10 protein-coding genes are annotated in these 18,571 nt (G+C 43.5%); 4 read left to right on the top strand and 6 right to left on the bottom strand.

What is annotated here, in order from left to right; all coding sequences use genetic code 11:
* Positions 1-172: 172 nt before the first annotated feature.
* Both kduI and N5O98_RS14490 read right to left on the bottom strand, forming a co-directional pair.
* Positions 173-1,093: a 5-dehydro-4-deoxy-D-glucuronate isomerase gene (gene kduI / locus N5O98_RS14495; RefSeq protein ID WP_004315058.1), complete on the bottom strand. Its 921-nt coding sequence runs from the start codon at positions 1,091-1,093 to the stop codon at positions 173-175.
* A gap of 67 nt (positions 1,094-1,160) precedes the next feature.
* Positions 1,161-2,567 (bottom strand): PTS galactitol transporter subunit IIC, encoded by a 1,407-nt coding sequence (locus N5O98_RS14490; protein ID WP_004301502.1) that lies wholly within the window; start codon positions 2,565-2,567, stop codon positions 1,161-1,163.
* Positions 2,568-2,868: 301 nt separating this feature from the next.
* Between N5O98_RS14490 and N5O98_RS14485 the strand changes: the two genes are divergently transcribed.
* From N5O98_RS14485 to N5O98_RS14470, 4 genes are all read left to right on the top strand, one after another.
* Positions 2,869-4,068, top strand: coding sequence for a glycoside hydrolase family 88/105 protein (locus N5O98_RS14485; RefSeq protein WP_134978748.1), 1,200 nt, complete (start codon positions 2,869-2,871; stop codon positions 4,066-4,068).
* A 9-nt stretch (positions 4,069-4,077) separates the two neighbouring features.
* Positions 4,078-5,049 (top strand): pectinesterase family protein, encoded by a 972-nt coding sequence (locus N5O98_RS14480; protein ID WP_004309409.1) that lies wholly within the window; start codon positions 4,078-4,080, stop codon positions 5,047-5,049.
* A 359-nt stretch (positions 5,050-5,408) separates the two neighbouring features.
* On the top strand, positions 5,409-7,157 hold the full coding sequence (locus N5O98_RS14475) for a pectinesterase family protein (RefSeq protein ID WP_182423471.1): 1,749 nt from the start codon (positions 5,409-5,411) through the stop codon (positions 7,155-7,157).
* 165 nt (positions 7,158-7,322) lie between these two features.
* A complete protein-coding gene (locus N5O98_RS14470; RefSeq protein ID WP_022199668.1) occupies positions 7,323-11,858 on the top strand; it encodes a hybrid sensor histidine kinase/response regulator transcription factor in 4,536 nt (1,511 codons plus the stop codon).
* A gap of 144 nt (positions 11,859-12,002) precedes the next feature.
* Here N5O98_RS14470 and N5O98_RS14465 read toward each other — a convergent pair whose 3' ends face one another.
* The 4 genes from N5O98_RS14465 to N5O98_RS14450 form a co-directional block, all read right to left on the bottom strand.
* On the bottom strand, positions 12,003-13,499 hold the full coding sequence (locus tag N5O98_RS14465) for a pectate lyase (RefSeq protein WP_004309412.1): 1,497 nt from the start codon (positions 13,497-13,499) through the stop codon (positions 12,003-12,005).
* Between the two features lie 35 nt (positions 13,500-13,534).
* Positions 13,535-15,196 (bottom strand): pectate lyase, encoded by a 1,662-nt coding sequence (locus tag N5O98_RS14460; RefSeq protein WP_269495779.1) that lies wholly within the window; start codon positions 15,194-15,196, stop codon positions 13,535-13,537.
* Between the two features lie 31 nt (positions 15,197-15,227).
* Positions 15,228-16,811: a hypothetical protein gene (locus N5O98_RS14455; protein ID WP_004309414.1), complete on the bottom strand. Its 1,584-nt coding sequence runs from the start codon at positions 16,809-16,811 to the stop codon at positions 15,228-15,230.
* A 93-nt stretch (positions 16,812-16,904) separates the two neighbouring features.
* The gene (locus tag N5O98_RS14450; RefSeq protein WP_004305292.1) at positions 16,905-18,533 is read right to left on the bottom strand and encodes a pectinesterase family protein; all 1,629 of its coding nucleotides are present in this window, start codon (positions 18,531-18,533) and stop codon (positions 16,905-16,907) included.
* Positions 18,534-18,571: the final 38 nt, after the last annotated feature.

Raw genomic sequence — 18,571 nt, 5'->3', positions numbered from 1 at the left:
GTTGCATTATAGTTGGATTTTGTTACATCCTATATATAATAAGGTAACGAGTATTTGTTCTCTGGGGGAAGAATACGTAAAATCCGGAAAACTTCATCCCTTTCTCCCGCAAGAGAAAAGAATGAAGTTTTTCGGATCATTGATTATATGCATGAACAGGAATACGCAACGGTTAGCGCATTTCTGTATATTTGATCTTGTCCATGTCTCCGTAGTCGAGGTTTTCACCTGCCATTCCCCAGATAAACATGTAGTTGCTTGTTCCGGCAGCAGCGTGGATAGACCATTCCGGTGACATGATAGCCTGCTCGTTCTGCATCCATACGATGCGTTCTTCTTGAGGTTCGCCCATGAAGTGGCAGATAGCATTTCCTGCCGGTACATTGAAGTAGAAGTATGCTTCTACACGACGAGAGTGAGTGTGTGCCGGCATGGTGTTCCATACGCTACCCGGTTTCAACTCTGTCAGTCCCATCTGCAATTGGCAAGGACCTTCCTCAAGTACGTTGTTAACAATCAACTGGTTGATAACGCGGTCGTTGCTTTCTTCCAGCTTTCCGGCAGCGAATGAGTTTGCTTTCAGAGAACCTTTACGTCCGTCGATAGTAATCAATTGAGTCTTGTATTCCTTGTGGGCAGTAGCCGAGTTGATGTAGAATTTGGCAGGATTGCTGGAATCTTTGCTCTTGAAAGTCACTTTCTGCTTGCCTCTACCTACGTACAGGGCATCTTTGAATTTCAGCGTATATTCTTTACCGTCTACGGTTACGATACCTTCGCCACCAATGTTGATGACACCCAGTTCGCGGCGTTCGAGGAAGAATTTAGATTTCAGCGGGTCGATTGTTTCAAGTACCAATTCTTTTGTTGCAGGTACTGCGCCACCGAAGATCAGACGGTCGTACATAGAATAAGTAACGTTGATTTCGTTCGGAACCATTACTTTTTCCATCAGGAAGCTACTGCGCAAGCGGTTAGTATCATACGTTTTCACGTCTTGCGGGCTGCAAGCCACTTGCATCTTGTAATTCACCTGGGCGGAGGCAGACATTGCTGCGATACCCAACATCATTGCAATTGCTAATTTTTTCATCTTTCGAGTTTTTTATTGAGTTATATATTATATACCACTTATTATTATCAGTTAAAGGCTTTTCTACTTATTCCTTATTACTGTTCAATGCGTTCTTTGCGTCGTTTCTAGTCATGCGGATACGGTTGTAGATAGCCATTCCGAGTGCCAGTGCCACGAGGATGGCAGGGCCGATAATCTTCAGACTGTAAGTAAGGTGGAAGATACCCCAGCAGAAGAGACTGGAAGCAAAGTCAAGTGCGCCGCCTTCAAAACCGGCGGGGATGTTTACTGTCGGGTCACCTGTTGCTTCGTATACATCTTTAGCAGCCAGTGTGAAGAAGCCTGCCAGTCCTGTTACGAAATACAGACCTACAATCAATGCTACCAGGCCGATAATAAATGATTTCACTACGTTACCTTTTGTAATAGGCAGAATCATCGGGAACAGGTAGAACATACCTGCCAGAGAAGCCAGCGGTAAGAAACGGTTGCCCGGAAGGATAACAGCCAGGAAGATAGTGACAGGGATCAATAGCAGAGATACCACCAGGGTAGTCGGGTGACCGATAACCAGTGCAGGGCTCATACCGATGCTCAATCCGGTGTTATTCTTATATTTCTTAGCGATCAGTTCGCGGGTAGCGTCAGAGATCGGTTTCAACCCTTCGATAAAGAGGCTGGTGATACGTGGAATCAATTCCATCACCGCACCCATCTTGATACCCAGTCCTAAAATGCCCGGAATATTATCCAATACTTCTTTCCAGCTGGCACAACCCAATGCGCCGATACCGCAACCGATTACGATACCCAAGAACAGCGGTTCACCCATCAATCCGAATTTCTTTTTCATACCTTCAGAATCAATATTCAGCTTGTCGAATCCCGGAATTTTATCCAATAGTTTATTGATTACAATAGCAAACGGAACGAAACTTTGGCAGAACGGTTGAGGAATAGAGATACCGTCCATTTTATCATAGAACTTCTGGAAAGCAGGAGCAGTCATATCAGCCATTACCAGCGTAATGATGTAGCAGATGATAGCAGCGAAGAATCCCCAATAGATATTGTCGGAAGCAAAGTAGACGATAGCACCGATAAATGCGAAGTGCCAATAGTTCCAAAGGTCGATATTAACGGTACGGGTTGTTTTGGTAAGCAACATTAATAAATTGACTCCCAAGCAAACAGGGATGATGAAAGCACCGACTGAAGTGTTGTAAGCTACCGCCGCAGCAGAAGGCCAACCCATGTCGAAAATTCCCAATTCCAATCCGTAGATTTCAACCATTTTACTTAATGCCGGACCCAGACTGCTGGTGAGCAATGCCGTCACTACTGATAAACCAACGAAACCGACACCAACCAACAAACCGCTCTTCAGCGCTTTGGGAAGTTTAATACCGATACATACTCCTAAAATCGTGAAAATGATTGGCATCATTACTGCCGCTCCAAGACCGATAATGTACTTAAATACTTCTTCCATTCTGTTCTATTTTTTCTCTGTTTTAATGATAAATTACCTGTGTTTCCCCAGAGGGTATTAGTTGTAAACCGTGCCAAAAGTAAGACCTTTTTTGCTTTCTTCCAAAACGAAACTCTTAATTTATGAGATATTGCATCAAAAATGGACATTTTTGACGTTTGCGTGCACAAAATTAGTCGTTTCCGTGCACGAAAAACAAAAAATGCACCTACTTGACTAAAAAATCCCACTGGGTTTGGAGGAAAAACACTACTTTCGTACCGTGAAAAAAGACTATGTTGAATCCTTAAAATAACAAACCATGAGACGAACTCCTTTTTATAATTTTTTTATAGTGGCTTTATTGGTTACAATGACCGCTTCCGTATCGGCACAACAGGTAGACAGCAAGCTTCCCTGGTCTGTGCGACTGACTGAATCGGAAATGATCCGTTACCCCGAATCCTGGCAGCTCGACTTTCAGCCGAAACTGAAGTGGGATTATTGCCACGGACTTGAACTGGGAGCCATGCTCGATGTGTACGACGCTTATGGCGACAAGAAAATTCGCGATTACGCTATCGCGTATACGGATACAATGGTGCACGAAGACGGAAGCATTACCGCTTATAAATTAACCGATTACAGTCTCGACCGCATCAACTCCGGAAAAATCCTTTTCCGTATCTATGAGCAGACCAAGAATCCTAAATATAAGAAAGCGCTCGACTTGCTTTATAGCCAGTTTGAAGGACAACCGCGCAATGAGGACGGTGGTTTTTGGCATAAAAAGATTTATCCCCACCAAATGTGGCTGGACGGAATTTACATGGGAGCTCCTTTCTACGCGGAGTATGCATTCCGTAATAATCTTCCGCAGGACTATGCAGATGTAATCAACCAGTTTGTCACTTGTGCCCGTCATACGTACGATCCTAAGAATGGTCTTTATCGTCATGCGTGCGATGTAAGCCGCACTCAACGTTGGGCGGATCCGGTGACCGGACAGTCGAAACATACGTGGGGACGTGCGATGGGATGGTATGCGATGGCATTGGTGGATGTGCTCGAATTTATTCCGCAGCATGAAGCCGGAAGAGATTCCCTGCTTGATATATTGAATAATGTAGCTGCGCAGGTGAAGAAACTTCAGGACCCGAAGACCGGAGGATGGTATCAGGTGATGGACCGGAGTGGTGATAAGGGTAATTACGTAGAATCTTCCTGTTCCGCTATGTTCATTTATTCGCTCTTTAAGGCGGTTCGTTTGGGATATATTGATAAGTCTTATCTGGATGTGGCATTGAAAGGCTACAAAGGATTCCTGGATAATTTTATCGAAGTGGACAAGAACGGATTGGTAACCATCACCAAGGCTTGTGCAGTGGCAGGATTGGGAGGAAAGGTCTATCGTTCCGGCGATTATGACTATTATATTAATGAAACTATCCGCAATAACGATCCTAAAGCCGTAGGACCTTTTATTATGGCTAGCTTGGAATACGAACGTTTACAAAAGTAATTTCCGACAATGAAAAGGAGTATTTTTAAAGGAATGATGTGTTTGCTTCTACTGGGTGTGGGAGCAACATCTGTTTATGCACAGCAACAGCAACGCAAAGACACATTAGTCGTGGCACGCGACGGGACAGGGGAGTATCGTAACATTCAGGAAGCCGTGGAAGCTGTCCGCGCTTTTATGGATTATACGGTGACGATCTATATCAAGAATGGTATATACAAAGAAAAGCTGGTCATTCCTTCCTGGGTGAAGAATGTGCAATTAGTGGGCGAAAGCGCAGAAAAAACGATTATCACTTACGATGACCATGCTAATATAAATAAGATGGGTACCTTCCGCACCTATACGGTCAAAGTGGAGGGAAATGACATCACTTTCAAAGACCTGACGATTGAAAATAATGCGGCTCCACTGGGGCAAGCGGTAGCTCTTCACACCGAAGGTGACAGACTGATGTTTGTCAACTGTCGTTTCTTGGGAAATCAGGATACTATTTATACAGGAACCGAAGGAGCGCGCCTTCTATTCACGAATTGCTATATCGAGGGAACTACCGATTTTATTTTTGGTCCTTCCACCGCTCTATTCGAATATTGCGAACTGCATAGTAAACGTGATTCGTATATCACTGCCGCTTCCACTCCTCAAAGTGAAGAATTCGGTTATGTATTTAAAAACTGTAAGCTGACAGCCGCTCCGGGAGTGAAAAAAGTATATTTGGGTCGTCCGTGGCGTCCTTATGCGGCAACGGTCTTTATCAATTGTGAGTTTGGTAATCATATCCGTCCCGAAGGATGGCACAATTGGAAGAATCCGGAGAACGAAAAGACAGCCCGTTATGCCGAATTCGGAAATACGGGTGCGGGTGCAGATACTTCCGGGCGTGTGGCATGGGCTAAACAGTTGACAAATAAGGAGGCAATGAAGTATACTCCGCAAAATATCTTTAAGGAAAGCAGTAATTGGTATCCCTATAAATAAAAACACGTAGGGTTTCCGACTGTTTATGTAGCTTGAAATTTTTGTTTCCGGGCTTGGCTCTTTGCTTTCCCTAGCTTGAAACTCCCGTTCCAAGGCAGGAAACTGCAGTTTCCCTATGTGGGAACTGTCGTTTCTCTACGTGGAAACTAGCGTTTCTTCCCGGGGAAACTATAGTTCCTATACGTGGAAACTGAATTTGCCTGCGTGCAAAACAGGATTATATAAGGTGTTGCAGATAAACATCTGCAACGGTATCTGCAACAGTATCTGCAACGCTGCAATCAGTTGATTGCAAGTAAGATACAAGCAAAACGTTGCAGGTGGCAGATAAAAACAAAAAATAAAACTCGTAAGAGGGGATGAAGAATATGAAAACACTTAGGGTTAAAATGGTAGGGCTACTTGCAACGGCTCTTATTCTTTTTTCTGCATTTCGTGCAGACAAACCGGTCGTCACTATCTTTATGATAGGTGATTCGACAATGGCTAACAAGAAAATAGACGGAGGAAATCCCGAACGTGGTTGGGGAATGGTACTTCCCGGATTCTTCTCCGAAGACATACGGATAGACAATCATGCCGCCAACGGTCGAAGTTCTAAGAGTTTTATCAGCGAAGGACGCTGGGAAAAAGTAATTTCTAAGGTGAAGAAAGGAGATTATGTCTTTATCCAGTTCGGCCATAATGATGAGAAAGCAGACTCTACTCGTCACACCGATCCAGGTAGTACTTTTGATGAAAATCTTCGTCGGTATGTGAATGAAACCCGCGCCAAAGGTGGAATACCGGTGTTGTTCAACTCTATCGTCCGTCGAAACTTTGTGCAGCCGAAGGATGATGCCATCGCAAAAGATGTCCGCCGTACACCGGGGGAAAAGGAACAACCGAAAGAGGGAACCGTTTTATTTGATACGCATGGTGCCTATCTGGATGCTCCCCGCAATGTGGCAAAAGAACTGGGAGTGACTTTCATCGACATGAACAAGATTACTCATGACCTGGTGCAGGGACTTGGACCTGTAGAATCAAAGAAACTATTCATGTTTGTCGAACCCAATCAGGTGCCGGCTTTCCCGAAAGGTCGTGAAGACAATACTCATTTAAACGTATACGGAGCACGAACAATTGCCGGACTGGCAGTGGATGCCATCGGCAAGGAAATTCCGGAACTGGCGAAATATATCCGTCAATTCGATTATGTAGTGGCCCAAGACGGTAGCGGTGATTTCTTTACCGTGCAGGAAGCTATCAATGCTGTTCCCGATTTTCGCAAAGACGTTCGTACCACTATCCTGATTCGTAAAGGAACTTATAAAGAGAAGCTCATCATCCCTGAATCCAAGATTAATATCTCTTTGATTGGAGAAGACGGTGCGATACTGACTTATGACGGTTTTGCAAACAAGAAAAATGTATTCGGCGAGAACATGGGAACTTCCGGTTCGTCCAGCTGTTACATCTATGCCCCCGATTTTTATGCGGAGAATATCACATTCGAGAACTCATCAGGTCCCGTAGGACAAGCAGTTGCCTGTTTCGTATCTGCCGATCGTGTCTATTTTAAGAACTGTCGTTTCCTCGGCTTCCAAGATACCCTCTATACATACAGCAAGCAAAGCCGCCAATATTATGAAGACTGCTACATCGAAGGAACGGTTGATTTTATCTTCGGCTGGTCTACGGCTGTTTTCAACCGTTGTCACATTCATAGCAAACGGGATGGTTATGTCACCGCTCCCTCTACAGATAAAGGAAAAAAATATGGCTATGTATTCTATGATTGCAAACTGACTGCGGAACCGGAAGCTACAAAAGTATATCTGTCTCGTCCCTGGCGTCCGTATGCGCAAGCTGTATTTATCCGTTGCGAACTAGGTAAACACATTCTCCCTGTCGGTTGGAATAACTGGGGCAAGAAAGAGAACGAAAATACAGTCTTCTATGCCGAATATGAGAGTCGGGGCGAAGGAGCCAATCCGAAAGCGCGTGCCGCTTTCTCCCAACAACTGAAAAACCTGCAAGGATACGAGATTACGACTGTACTGGCAGGCGAAGATGGATGGGGTCCGGTAGCGGACGGAAACAAACTGATAACAGTGAAACGTTGACTTGACGAATATGTAAAGAAATGAATTACTAAGCAAAAAACAATGGATATATAAAAGACAATAGATCACTTGTCCTATAGAATGGTTCGATTCTGTTAAATAGCCGCTAAAGATTGCATAAAAGTACAACTATTTTTCTATCTTTACGGCACAGAACCTAGTTATATGATGAAGAAAACCTTAATTTCAGTAATTCTTTTGCTAGCTATTGTGTTCTCGACACATGCGCAGCAGCACTGTTTTTTCACCCACTATTCTACTGAAGATGGATTGTCCCAAAATACGGTGATGAACATCTTGCAAGATCACAAAGACAACCTTTGGTTTGCCACTTGGGATGGAATCAACCGTTTCAACGGTTATACCTTCAAAACATATAAGGCTCGTCAGGGAAATTACATCAGTCTGACCAATAATCGCGTAGACCGTATCTATGAAGACCGTTATGGTTTTTTGTGGCTACTGACTTATGATAATCGTGTCCATCGTTTCGACCCGAAGACAGAGACTTTCGAACAAGTACCTGCTGCCGGAGAGGAGGGGAGTGCTTTCAATGTGCATACCATTGAGGTGATGCCGAACGGAACCGTCTGGCTGCTGACAGAAAATGACGGAGCTATCCGCATCCTGACTCATCCAAATGAGAATCATCGCCTGACATGGGATATTTATTCCAGTAAGACGGAACTGTTTCCCTCTTTACATGTATTCAAAGTTTATCAGGATAAAGCAGGCAATGACTGGCTGTTAACAGACAACGGCCTCGGCATGATCCATCCCGGAAAGAAAGAACCGGATTCCTATTTCACGGAGACAAAAGGAAAGTTTGGCGGAATGAATCAGGCTTTCTATGCAGTACAGGAGCGGGATAAGGACATCTGCTTTGCTTCGGATCAGGGACGTATCTGGTCTTATCAGAAAGATAGCGGAGAATTTACGTTGATCGAACTTCCTACAAAAGGGCAGATCACTTCCATTCACCCCGTTGCACCGGACGTTTCTGTAATTACTACCGATTCGGATGGTTTCTTTACTTATAACCTGCGGACCAAAACAAATGTGCATTACTCATTCCTGACTTGTAAGGCTTTACCCGCAAAACCAATCCTTTCTGCTTATGTAGACCGTTCTTCGGAAGTGTGGTTCGAGCAGGAAGAACCGGGTGTTGTAGCCCATTTTAATCCCTCGACCAGAGTGGTGACCCGTGAACAGATTCTTATTGAATACAGTAATCCTGAACGTTCCCGTCCGGCCTTCCATATCCATGAAGATGTAAACGGGTATCTTTGGGTACACCCTTATGGAGGAGGTTTCTCTTACTTCGATCCTCAAAAAAAACGATTGGTTCCTTTCTATAATGGACTGGGTAGTCGTGACTGGCGTTTTTCCAATAAGATTCATTCGGCTTTCTCCGACAAACAAGGTAATTTATGGCTTTGCACCCACTCCAAGGGATTGGAGAAGGTGACTTATCGGAATGTACCTTTTGCGATGATGACTCCCATGCCGCATGAACATGAATCATTGCATAATGAGGTACGTGCCCTGTGCGAAGACAAACTGGGTAATCTGTGGGTTGGCTTGAAAGATGGTATGCTTCGTATGTATGATGCCGATAAAGCTTATAAAGGATACCTGACCGAAAGCGGCATCGTTTCTACTACCGGTACTCCCATGTTGGGAACTGTTTATTTTGTTATTCAGGATTCGAAAGGAATCATCTGGATTGCAACAAAAGGAGACGGACTTGTCCGTGCCGAGCCGACTTCTTCCAACGGAATGTCTTATAAACTGACCCGTTATCTTCATCGTGAAGAGGATATGTACAGTTTGAGCGATAATAATGTGTATTGTATCTATGAAGATCATTATGGTCGTATTTGGGTAGCTACTTTTGCCGGAGGTATCAATTACATCACGCAGAATGAAGCAGGAAAGACATTGTTTATCAATCACCGGAATAATCTGAAAGGGTATCCGATTGATCCTTGCTACAAAGCGCGTTTCATTACTTCCGATAATAATGGACGCCTGTGGGTAGGTACAACTACGGGAGCTGTTGCTTTTGATGAGAACTTTAAGAAACCGGAGGATGTGCAGTTTTATCATTTCTCCCGTATGCCGAACGATACGCAAAGTCTGAGTAATAATGATGTCCATTGGATTATTTCCACTAAGAAAAAGGAACTGTATCTGGCTACTTTCGGTGGGGGACTCAACAAACTGATATCTATCAGTAAGGACGGCCACGGAGAGTTCAAATCATATTCCGTACTGGACGGTCTTCCTTCCGACGTCTTGCTTTCTGCCCGCGAAGATAGTAAGGAGAATTTATGGATTAGTACGGAGAATGGAATTTGTAAATTTATCCCGTCTGAAGAACGTTTTGAAAGTTACGACGAACGTAGTATTACTTTCCCAGTGCGCTTTAGTGAAGCGGCTTCCACATTGACGGCTAAAGGAAGTATGCTTTTCGGTGCCAGTGGGGGAGTCTTTATATTTAATCCCGACTCTATTCGTAAGAGTAGCTATATCCCACCTATCGTATTCTCCAAACTGATGGTGACTAATGAGGATATTACGCCCGGAGATAACTCCTTGTTGAAGGTGGATATTGACGATACCGACCCATTGGTGCTCTCACACAAAGAGAATATTTTCTCCGTTCACTTCGCTGCACTCGATTATACTAATCCGCAGAATATACAGTATGCTTATATTCTCGACGGATTTGAGAAACAATGGACTTTTGCCGACAAGCAGCGTAGTGTGACTTATACGAATCTTCCGAAAGGAGAGTATGTGCTCCGTGTTCGTTCAACGAATAGTGATGGTGTGTGGGTGGATAATGAACGTATACTGAACATTGTTATTCTGCCTTCTTTCTGGGAGACGCCGGTAGCTTATGTGCTTTATGTTCTTTTTATTCTGATTATTATTCTCGTAGCCGTTTATATCCTGTTTACTATTTATCGGTTGAAGCATGAAGTTTCGGTCGAACAGCAGATTTCAGATATAAAACTGCGTTTCTTTACTAACATATCGCATGAGTTGCGTACTCCGCTTACGTTGATAGCTGGTCCGGTGGAGCAGGTCTTGAAGAATGATAAATTGCCGGCTGATGCTCGCGAACAGTTAGTGGTGGTTGAACGGAACACCAATCGGATGCTCCGTCTTGTCAATCAGATTCTGGACTTCCGCAAGATTCAGAATAAGAAGATGAAGATGCAGGTGCAGCGGGTGGATATTGTACCTTTCGTCCGTAAGGTGATGGATAATTTTGAAGCTGTGGCCGAGGAACATCGGATTGATTTCCTGTTCCAGACCGAAAAGGAACATCTTTATCTTTGGGTGGATGCCGATAAGCTGGAAAAGATTGTATTCAATTTGCTTTCCAATGCATTTAAATATACGCCGAATGGCAAGATGATTACGATGTTTATCCGGGAAGATGAAAAGACAGTTTCTATCGGTGTGCAAGATCAGGGGATCGGTATCGCAGAAAACAAAAAGAAGTCACTGTTTGTCCGTTTTGAGAATCTGGTAGATAAGAATCTTTTCAATCAGGCTAGTACGGGTATCGGACTTTCATTGGTGAAAGAGTTGGTGGAAATGCATAAAGCGACTATTTCCGTTGATAGTCATTTGGGAGAAGGGAGTTGCTTCAAAGTCGATTTCCTCAAGGGAAAAGAACATTACGATAAGGAAGCCGAGTTTATTCTGGAAGATGCGGATGCTCCGGCAAGAATGGGACAGGTAGTGGATATTGCCAATTCTTCCATTCAGTCTGAAACGTTGGTAAGCGATGATTCGGAGAAGATTGATGATGTGTATGGGGAAGAATTTGCGAAAGAAGAGAACTCCAAAGAATTGATGCTGTTAGTCGAAGATAATCAGGAGTTACGTGAATTCTTGCGCAGTATATTTTCTCCGATGTACCGGGTGGTGGAAGCTGCTGACGGTAAGGAGGGGGCAAACAAGGCTTTGAAGTACCTGCCGGATATTATCATCAGTGACGTGATGATGCCTGAAAAAGACGGTATCGAAATGACGCGTGAACTGCGTGCGGATATGACGACCAGCCATATACCTATCATTTTGCTTACTGCCAAAACTACGATTGAAAGCAAACTGGAGGGATTGGAATATGGTGCGGATGATTATATAACGAAGCCTTTCAGTGCTACCTATCTGCAAGCACGTGTGGAAAATCTGTTGATGCAGCGTAAGAAACTGCAAAGTTTCTACCGGGATAGTCTGATGCATATCAATATTTCTACCGGTCAGGAGGAAGTGCCTGTGGCTACGGATATGCCGTCTGCTGAAGAAGATGTGTCCGAAACTCCACCTACAACTCTCGAAATGTCTCCCAACGACCGTAAGTTTATGGATAAATTGATTGAATTGATGGAGCAGAACATGGATAATGGAGAACTGGTGGTAGATGATTTGGTTCGGGAACTGGCTGTCAGCCGTTCTGTCTTCTTCAAGAAGCTGAAAACACTTACCGGATTGGCTCCGATTGAATTTATCAAAGAAATGCGTATCAAGCGGGCTACACAATTAATAGAAATCGGAGAATTTAATATGACCCAGATTTCGTATATGGTCGGCATTAATGATCCGCGTTATTTCAGTAAATGCTTTAAAGCACAGGTTGGAATGACGCCTACAGAGTATCGGGATAGAGTGGGGAGATAATAATAGGAAAGGAAAGAAATAGAAAGGGGGATGTTCAAAGCTCCCCTTTTATCGAAATCACCCTCACTACAACTATCTGTGGCGAGGGTGATTTTTTGTTTATGAGAGTTCCGATACATTTACCCTCATCTTGGTTATCCGAAATTATTTTTTAGGGTATAGATGATTCACAAGGCTGTTCATATACATTTCCAGGTTTGTATATTCCGGGCTTAATGTATATTTGGCTCCGTCTGAAGGATCATTGGGATTAAGGTTGTGTTTCTTTTCCCATTCATCGGGAATACCATCACCATCTGTATCAACAAGTGCTGTTTCTGATTTATATTCCGGCCATCCTCCTACATCAGACGGTTGGTCAATCATTCCATTCGTGCTTCCGTGAGAACCTTCGTAAGTATAAGTGCCTTTGAGAGTTTCATCTACGATGCGTTGGTCTATGGCGTCACGGCGATATGAAGCACCGGCAAACTCGAGAACATCTTTGTAGGCTTTCTTGGCAGGTTGCAAAGAAGTATGTTCGGCTATGTCAAATGCTTTTTTAGACAGTACTTCCTTTTCTGTGGCAAAGTCCTTTTTGATAACCAGTCCGTAAGAGTTATCCATATTCACTTTATAAAGAGCCTCTTTCTGCTTATCGGTCAGTTTGGGACAGGTAGGATCCATATAGTTACCTTTGAAATAGAATACACCATGAACACCTGCTTTATTGTTGTTTTTGCCATCATCGGCATACGCTGTAAACAAGCGTTTGAAAGAACCTTTTGTCGCACTGAAAGGTCCCGGTTTATAGTAGTTATTGATAAAGTTGTAGGAACCTCCTTCACCGGCATAAGCACCGTCACTGCCATAATTATAAATCACATTATTGAATAATTCCACTTTTTCATCTTCCGGACGACCCGTATAACGGCTTCCGCAAAGACGGGGTGTGCGGTTAGTGTGATGGGCGAGTAAGTTATGGTGAAAAGTAGCAGGTTGTCCACCCCAGATACCCCCATAACCATGTGCTCCCTTTTCGTGGATAGAATTGGCGAGACTTTCACTGATGATGCACCACTGAAGTGTGAAATTACGGTTATCATAGAATGTGGCACATTCGTCCGTACACCAACTCATGGAGCAGTGGTCTATGATAATGTTTTGGTGCGCTTTAGTACCATTCATTGAGTCGTCACCTTTTTGTTTGATGTCGACTCCCATACGGGAACGGATGAAACGGACGATAACATTGTCTGCCTGAATAGAGAATGTATAGTTTTTCAGGCAAATGCCATCACCCGGAGCTGTCTGTCCTGCAATGGTCACATCACCATTGCTGAGTTTTAATGCTTTTTGTAATTCAATAATTCCGCTAACCGCAAAGATAATGGTGCGGGGACCTTTCTTGCTGATAGCCCAGCGAAGTGTCCCTTCCGAACCGTCGTCTGCCAGGGACGTAACAGTGTATACAGTACCTCCGGCACCACCGGTGGTATATTTTCCTGCTCCGTCGGCACCGGGGAAGGCGAGAACTTTGGAACGATCCGGGGTAGGATAGTCCTTTGATGTTTTTTCAACCGAAATGGCAGGTTGCATGGCTTGTCCCACTAGAGGAAAAGCCAATATCAAACTACAGATTGCTAATATATTCTTTTTCATTACTAATTTATCATTTGGGTTTGAATTTACTAAAATTATTCTATAACACTGCCACCTGTCGCACCATTTACCATGATTTCGTGCACCAGACTATTGAGATACATTTCCAGATTAGTGTACTTCCCGTTTTTGTCAATAGTCGTTTCTTTTCCATCAGCAGATTTCTTGGGATTCAAACCATATTCTTCTTCCCAGTAGTCGGGAATACCGTCACCGTCCGTATCTTTCACGTTTGCATTGGTTACAGATTTCAGAACATCGTAGGGATCACTTACTCCTAAGGCTGTGCAGACATCTTTCGGGTCGTTGATATATCCACTTTTGTTTTGTGAGTAGCCGGAAAGACCTTCCCATTTGCTGGCATCTCCCGTGCAACTTGCTTTTCTGTTTTTAACGTCGCTAATTATCAACTCGTCGACTTTATCACGATAGTTGCTGGCTCCTGCATAGCTCATCACACGTTCATAAGCCTCATCCGGCGTATGAGTTCTTACATTTCCTGTCTTAACTACCGGTGAACTTGATTTTATCTGGGTATGTTGGTTCCAAAGCTCCGTAGTTGCACAGTTTTTATTATCCATTTGTTCAAATACGCCTTTTGTCCAGTTATCATTGCTAACAGTCGTATTGCCTACCACTTTATTTCCGTCGATATAAAACTTCCCCCAAGTTTGAAGCCATTTTTTGTAAGCTTCGCCGGAGTAATTTTCCGCATATACATCCGGCTTGGCGATACGGTAAGCACGGTCTGCTTTACCGCTTTCATCGGTTCCGGGGCCTGGCTTGTAGTAGTTGTTAACGATATTCACGTGTTGCGCTTCACCACCGTAGCAGCCTTCGCCTCCCCAATTGTAGTAAACATTGTTGCGCATATCCACTCGCTCTCCATCGTTGTTGTTCAGTGCTAATGTAGTATATCGGGGACCAAGGCGTGGAACACGGCTTTCGCAATGGGCTATCAGGTTATGGTGGTAAGAGGCATAGTTTCCTCCCCAGTTACCGCCATATCCGTGAGAAGCGAATTTACCTGTGGCAGCATTGATCTTTACATCAGTCACACGTAAGGCTTGATAAGCTAAACACCATTGTACGGTAGAATTTTGCATACCATAGACAGAAAGACATTCATCGCTTCCCCAGCTTACTGAACAATGATCGATGATTACATTTTGTTTGTCACAACCTCCTAATCCGTCGCAGTCTACGTTAGAGTTTCCGGGGCGAAAACGGATGAAACGAATGATGATATTGCTGGAATTAATCGTAAATGGGTAATTGGCGATACAGATACCGCCCGGTGATGTTTGTCCGGCAATGGTCAGATCATCTTTCTGGGTTTTTAATTCCGATTTCAAATAGATGGTACCCGACACATCAAATACAATCGTTTTAGGACCGTCTTGTTTCATAGCCCAGCGCAGACTTCCGCTGATACTTCCACTGGTGTCGTCTTCAAGGCTAGTCACATGATAAACTTTTCCTCCGCGTCCTCCGGTGGTATTGCGACCGTGGCCTTCGGCGTATGGGAAAGCAAGAAGTTCTCCATAATCCAGTTGCTTGACATCAGAAGATGTCCCACCTGGATTATTTGTTCCTCCACCTGTATCATCTACAGGATCGTCGGAAGAGCATGAGGTACATAATCCTGCGATGCTGAATGCAATAGCTACATAAAATAGAGATATTTTCTGCTTCATTATCTTTTAACTGTTTGGGGATATAGACGATTTATTTGTTGGGATACAACGTTTCTACCAGACTGTTGAGGTAAACCTCCAGATTGGTATACGTTTTACTTAGAGTATATTTGGCACCGTCGGCCTTACTTTTGGGGTTCAAACCGTTGGCAGTCTCCCATTCATCAGGGATGCCGTCGCCGTCGGTGTCTTTTGGACCGGTTTCCTTTTTATATTCCGGCCAGCCACCTACATCGCTGGCTTTATCAATGAGTCCCTTTTCACTGCCATTGCTGCCGTCTGCCGTATAATCTCCGTTGCGAACGTTGGCTATGATGCGTTTATCGACATCATCATATTTTAAGGAAGCACCGGCATACTTTAATACTGATTCATAAGCTTCTTTTGCCGATTGAGTGAATTCGGATGCATCTTCGGAAATAGTAAATTCGTTACTTGACTGAAGTGCTTTTTCTCCTCCATCGGGTAAAGGAACGGCTTCTGTTGCATTGGGGTGTAACCCTTGCCAGTTGTCATTGTTTACAGAAGTAAGCAGAGATTGATATTCGGCTTTCAATTCAGGACATGTGCCATCAAAATAGTTTCCTTTCAGATAAAAAGTACCCCATATACCTTTGGTGTTTTTATTTGTACCGTCATCACCGTTAGGTTGGAAGATACGGTTTACAATATTTTTCTTGGTATTGGTAACTGGTCCGGGCTTGTAGTAGTTGTTCACGAAATTATAGCTTCCTCCTTCTCCTGCATAGCCACCATTGGTCGGTCCCCAGTTATAGAAAACATTATTTCGTAAATCGAGTTTTTCATTTTCCGGTTTCCCTGTATAGCGGCTACCGCATAAACGTGGTGTACGGCTGCTGTGGTGGGCTAATAAATTGTGGTGGAATGTAGCGGGTGATCCTCCCCATATTCCTCCGTAACCGTGATTACCTTTGGTGTGTACCGAACGATTCAAACTTTCGCTGATGATACACCATTGCATGGTAAAGTTAGTGTTATCGTAGAAAGAAGCACATTCATCAGTGCTCCAACTCATCGAACAATGGTCAATGATAATATTTTTATGTTGCTTTCCCCACAATGCATCACCGCTGTCGGCTTCTGCTTCTGTTGTAAAGTTGTCCGATCCCATGCGGAAACGCATGAAACGGATGATTACGTTGTCCGCCTGTACGGATACGGGATGTCCTTTCAGGCAAATACCGTCACCCGGTGCACTCTGGCCGGCAATCGTTACATCTCCGTTGGTTATCCTCAAGGGGCTTTTCAGTTCTATCAATCCACTTACTGCAAATACGATCGTGCGCTTTCCCGTGCGATTTAATGCGTAGCGTAATGTTCCTTGTGTTGTCTTATCGTTGTCTTCAAGCGAAGTTACTATATATACATCTCCGCCTGCTCCGCCGGTAGTATAACGACCTGCACCGTAAGCACCCGGAAAGGCATAACGCGTTTCGGCAGGTGTCTCTTCTTCACCACCTTCGTTCTCATTACCACCGTTACCGGTATTCTGTCCCGGTGTTTCATCGGTGATACTTGGGTCTTCGCTGCTGCAAGCAACCGATAGGTTGATTACACAGAAGCACAATAATCCCATTTTAATAGATTTGAGCATACAAATTATCTTTTAAAAAAATAGAGTTCTTTGTCTCATACATTATATTTGCTGATGATGTGACAAAGAACTCTTTATTAAATCTTATTGGTTTTATTCGCTTACTGTACCGTACTGGCTTACAGTTTTCACTGTATAAATATTGCTTTCGTCAGTGTTGGTCAGTGTAACGGTAGTGTCTGTCGTTTGCCCTGCATAGTTACCATTCATAAAGATGAGGTAGCCGGCAGCACCGGATACTGCATCCCATGTCAGAGTGTTTCCCGACAGATTGACATTGGTAGGTGCTGCAAGGGGAGTTTCCATATACTCTTTCGGGTTCCAGCTGTCAATAGTTATTATATTCTCATATGTATATTTAGCAGCTTCGGATGCTGTTAGCACTGAACTAGTGAAGGAAACGTTTCCGGAGGTGATTGTTTTACTTTCCGCAATCATATTTCCATTCTTGTCGATAGTGTTATATTCAGCATATAGTGTAGGTACTTGTCCACCATATCCCCAGTGTGAATCTATAATATCCATTTTCAACTTGGTGTTGATCCAGACAGTTTTCGTGGTTGTGGCTTGGGAACGTCCGAATGAGAATTTTGTATCATCACCGTTTACCGTACAATCTTTTATAACATATCCGTATTTATCGCTTTCACTGGTACGCGAAGCAGTTATAACGCTACCACCGTCATTGCCTGTATTATAGAATGTACTGTTTTCGATAAGTACATCGCCACTTCCCCAGATATAATCTGTATGACCTTCAATCCATGAGTTATAAACGTATGCACGATGAGGGGTTGTATTGTTCCAATAACGGGTCCACCATGTATCCTGGTAGGAGACAAGCAAACAGTTATTCAAAGCAAAGCGGTCTTCACGGTTTATCAAGGCTTCTGCCTGTCCGTTTTTACCTAAACCACCAGTGTGACGATTTGAGAATGCACCATAAAGATTGATGATTGAAATATTTTCAGCATAAAAGTCTGTGGCTTCAATCAACACTACTGTGTTTTGGTCTTCACTATATCCGGCTTTGCGGGCTGGTGAATTTTCGTTGAAAATAGAATAAGGCCATGAGGTAGCATTACTTGAATCATCTACACGGTTTACTGCAAACTGGATTTTAACACCATCACGGCTCTCACCGATTAAATGAACAAATGGTTTATTCTTATTGATCCGGACACATTCATTATAAGTTCCGTTGGCAATGAAGATTTTATAAGGACTGGTAGGTGGGGTAGTGATGGCGTTGATTGCAGCCTGGAGAGTAGTGTAATCACCATTCCCTTTTGAATCAACAATTGCATCGAATACTTTTCCACCGCCCGAAATTTCAGATTTGGCAGTAAAGCTTAAAAAGAAGTCTTCGTCGTAAGCTCTTCCCTGCATATCCGTTAATGCTCCGGCAGGAACTTCGAAAGTACATTCTTTGTTTTCCATACCAGAGAAGGTATAACGTACTTTTTCGTAGTTGATGGATACACGCACTACTCCTCCGTTGAAATAGATTTCTGTATCCGGAGCCTGACGCATAGCTTTGCTGAAAGTCAGTTCTACATATCCGCTCGGACCTACTACATCACCATCATTGATATTCTGTGAAATCAGAACAGGGATGCTTGTATCTTCTGCATCATCGTTGTCATTACAGGAAGCACCTGTAAGAATCAACAAGAACAGAAGTAAGTATTTACTTATTGTATTGATTGAATTTGTATTCATAATATCTGTTGCTTTTTAGAGAAGATTCTCCGTCAAGT

The sequence above is a fragment of the Bacteroides sp. LFL-34 genome, from assembly GCF_027257075.1.
Classification (GTDB): Bacteria; Bacteroidota; Bacteroidia; order Bacteroidales; family Bacteroidaceae; genus Bacteroides; species Bacteroides ovatus.
Note: the sequence above shows the minus strand (reverse complement) of the source record. Positions and strands in the feature narration are given on the sequence as shown.

What these genes read in the sequence shown, in the direction of transcription:
- kduI (WP_004315058.1), bottom strand. Translation starts at nt 1,093, where the DNA reads ATGAAAAAATTAGCAATTGCAATGATGTTGGGTATCGCAGCAATGTCT.
- N5O98_RS14490 (WP_004301502.1), bottom strand. Translation starts at nt 2,567, where the DNA reads ATGGAAGAAGTATTTAAGTACATTATCGGTCTTGGAGCGGCAGTAATG.
- N5O98_RS14485 (WP_134978748.1), top strand. Translation starts at nt 2,869, where the DNA reads ATGAGACGAACTCCTTTTTATAATTTTTTTATAGTGGCTTTATTGGTT.
- N5O98_RS14480 (WP_004309409.1), top strand. Translation starts at nt 4,078, where the DNA reads ATGAAAAGGAGTATTTTTAAAGGAATGATGTGTTTGCTTCTACTGGGT.
- N5O98_RS14475 (WP_182423471.1), top strand. Translation starts at nt 5,409, where the DNA reads ATGAAGAATATGAAAACACTTAGGGTTAAAATGGTAGGGCTACTTGCA.
- N5O98_RS14470 (WP_022199668.1), top strand. Translation starts at nt 7,323, where the DNA reads ATGATGAAGAAAACCTTAATTTCAGTAATTCTTTTGCTAGCTATTGTG.
- N5O98_RS14465 (WP_004309412.1), bottom strand. Translation starts at nt 13,499, where the DNA reads ATGAAAAAGAATATATTAGCAATCTGTAGTTTGATATTGGCTTTTCCT.
- N5O98_RS14460 (WP_269495779.1), bottom strand. Translation starts at nt 15,196, where the DNA reads ATGAAGCAGAAAATATCTCTATTTTATGTAGCTATTGCATTCAGCATC.
- N5O98_RS14455 (WP_004309414.1), bottom strand. Translation starts at nt 16,811, where the DNA reads ATGCTCAAATCTATTAAAATGGGATTATTGTGCTTCTGTGTAATCAAC.
- N5O98_RS14450 (WP_004305292.1), bottom strand. Translation starts at nt 18,533, where the DNA reads ATGAATACAAATTCAATCAATACAATAAGTAAATACTTACTTCTGTTC.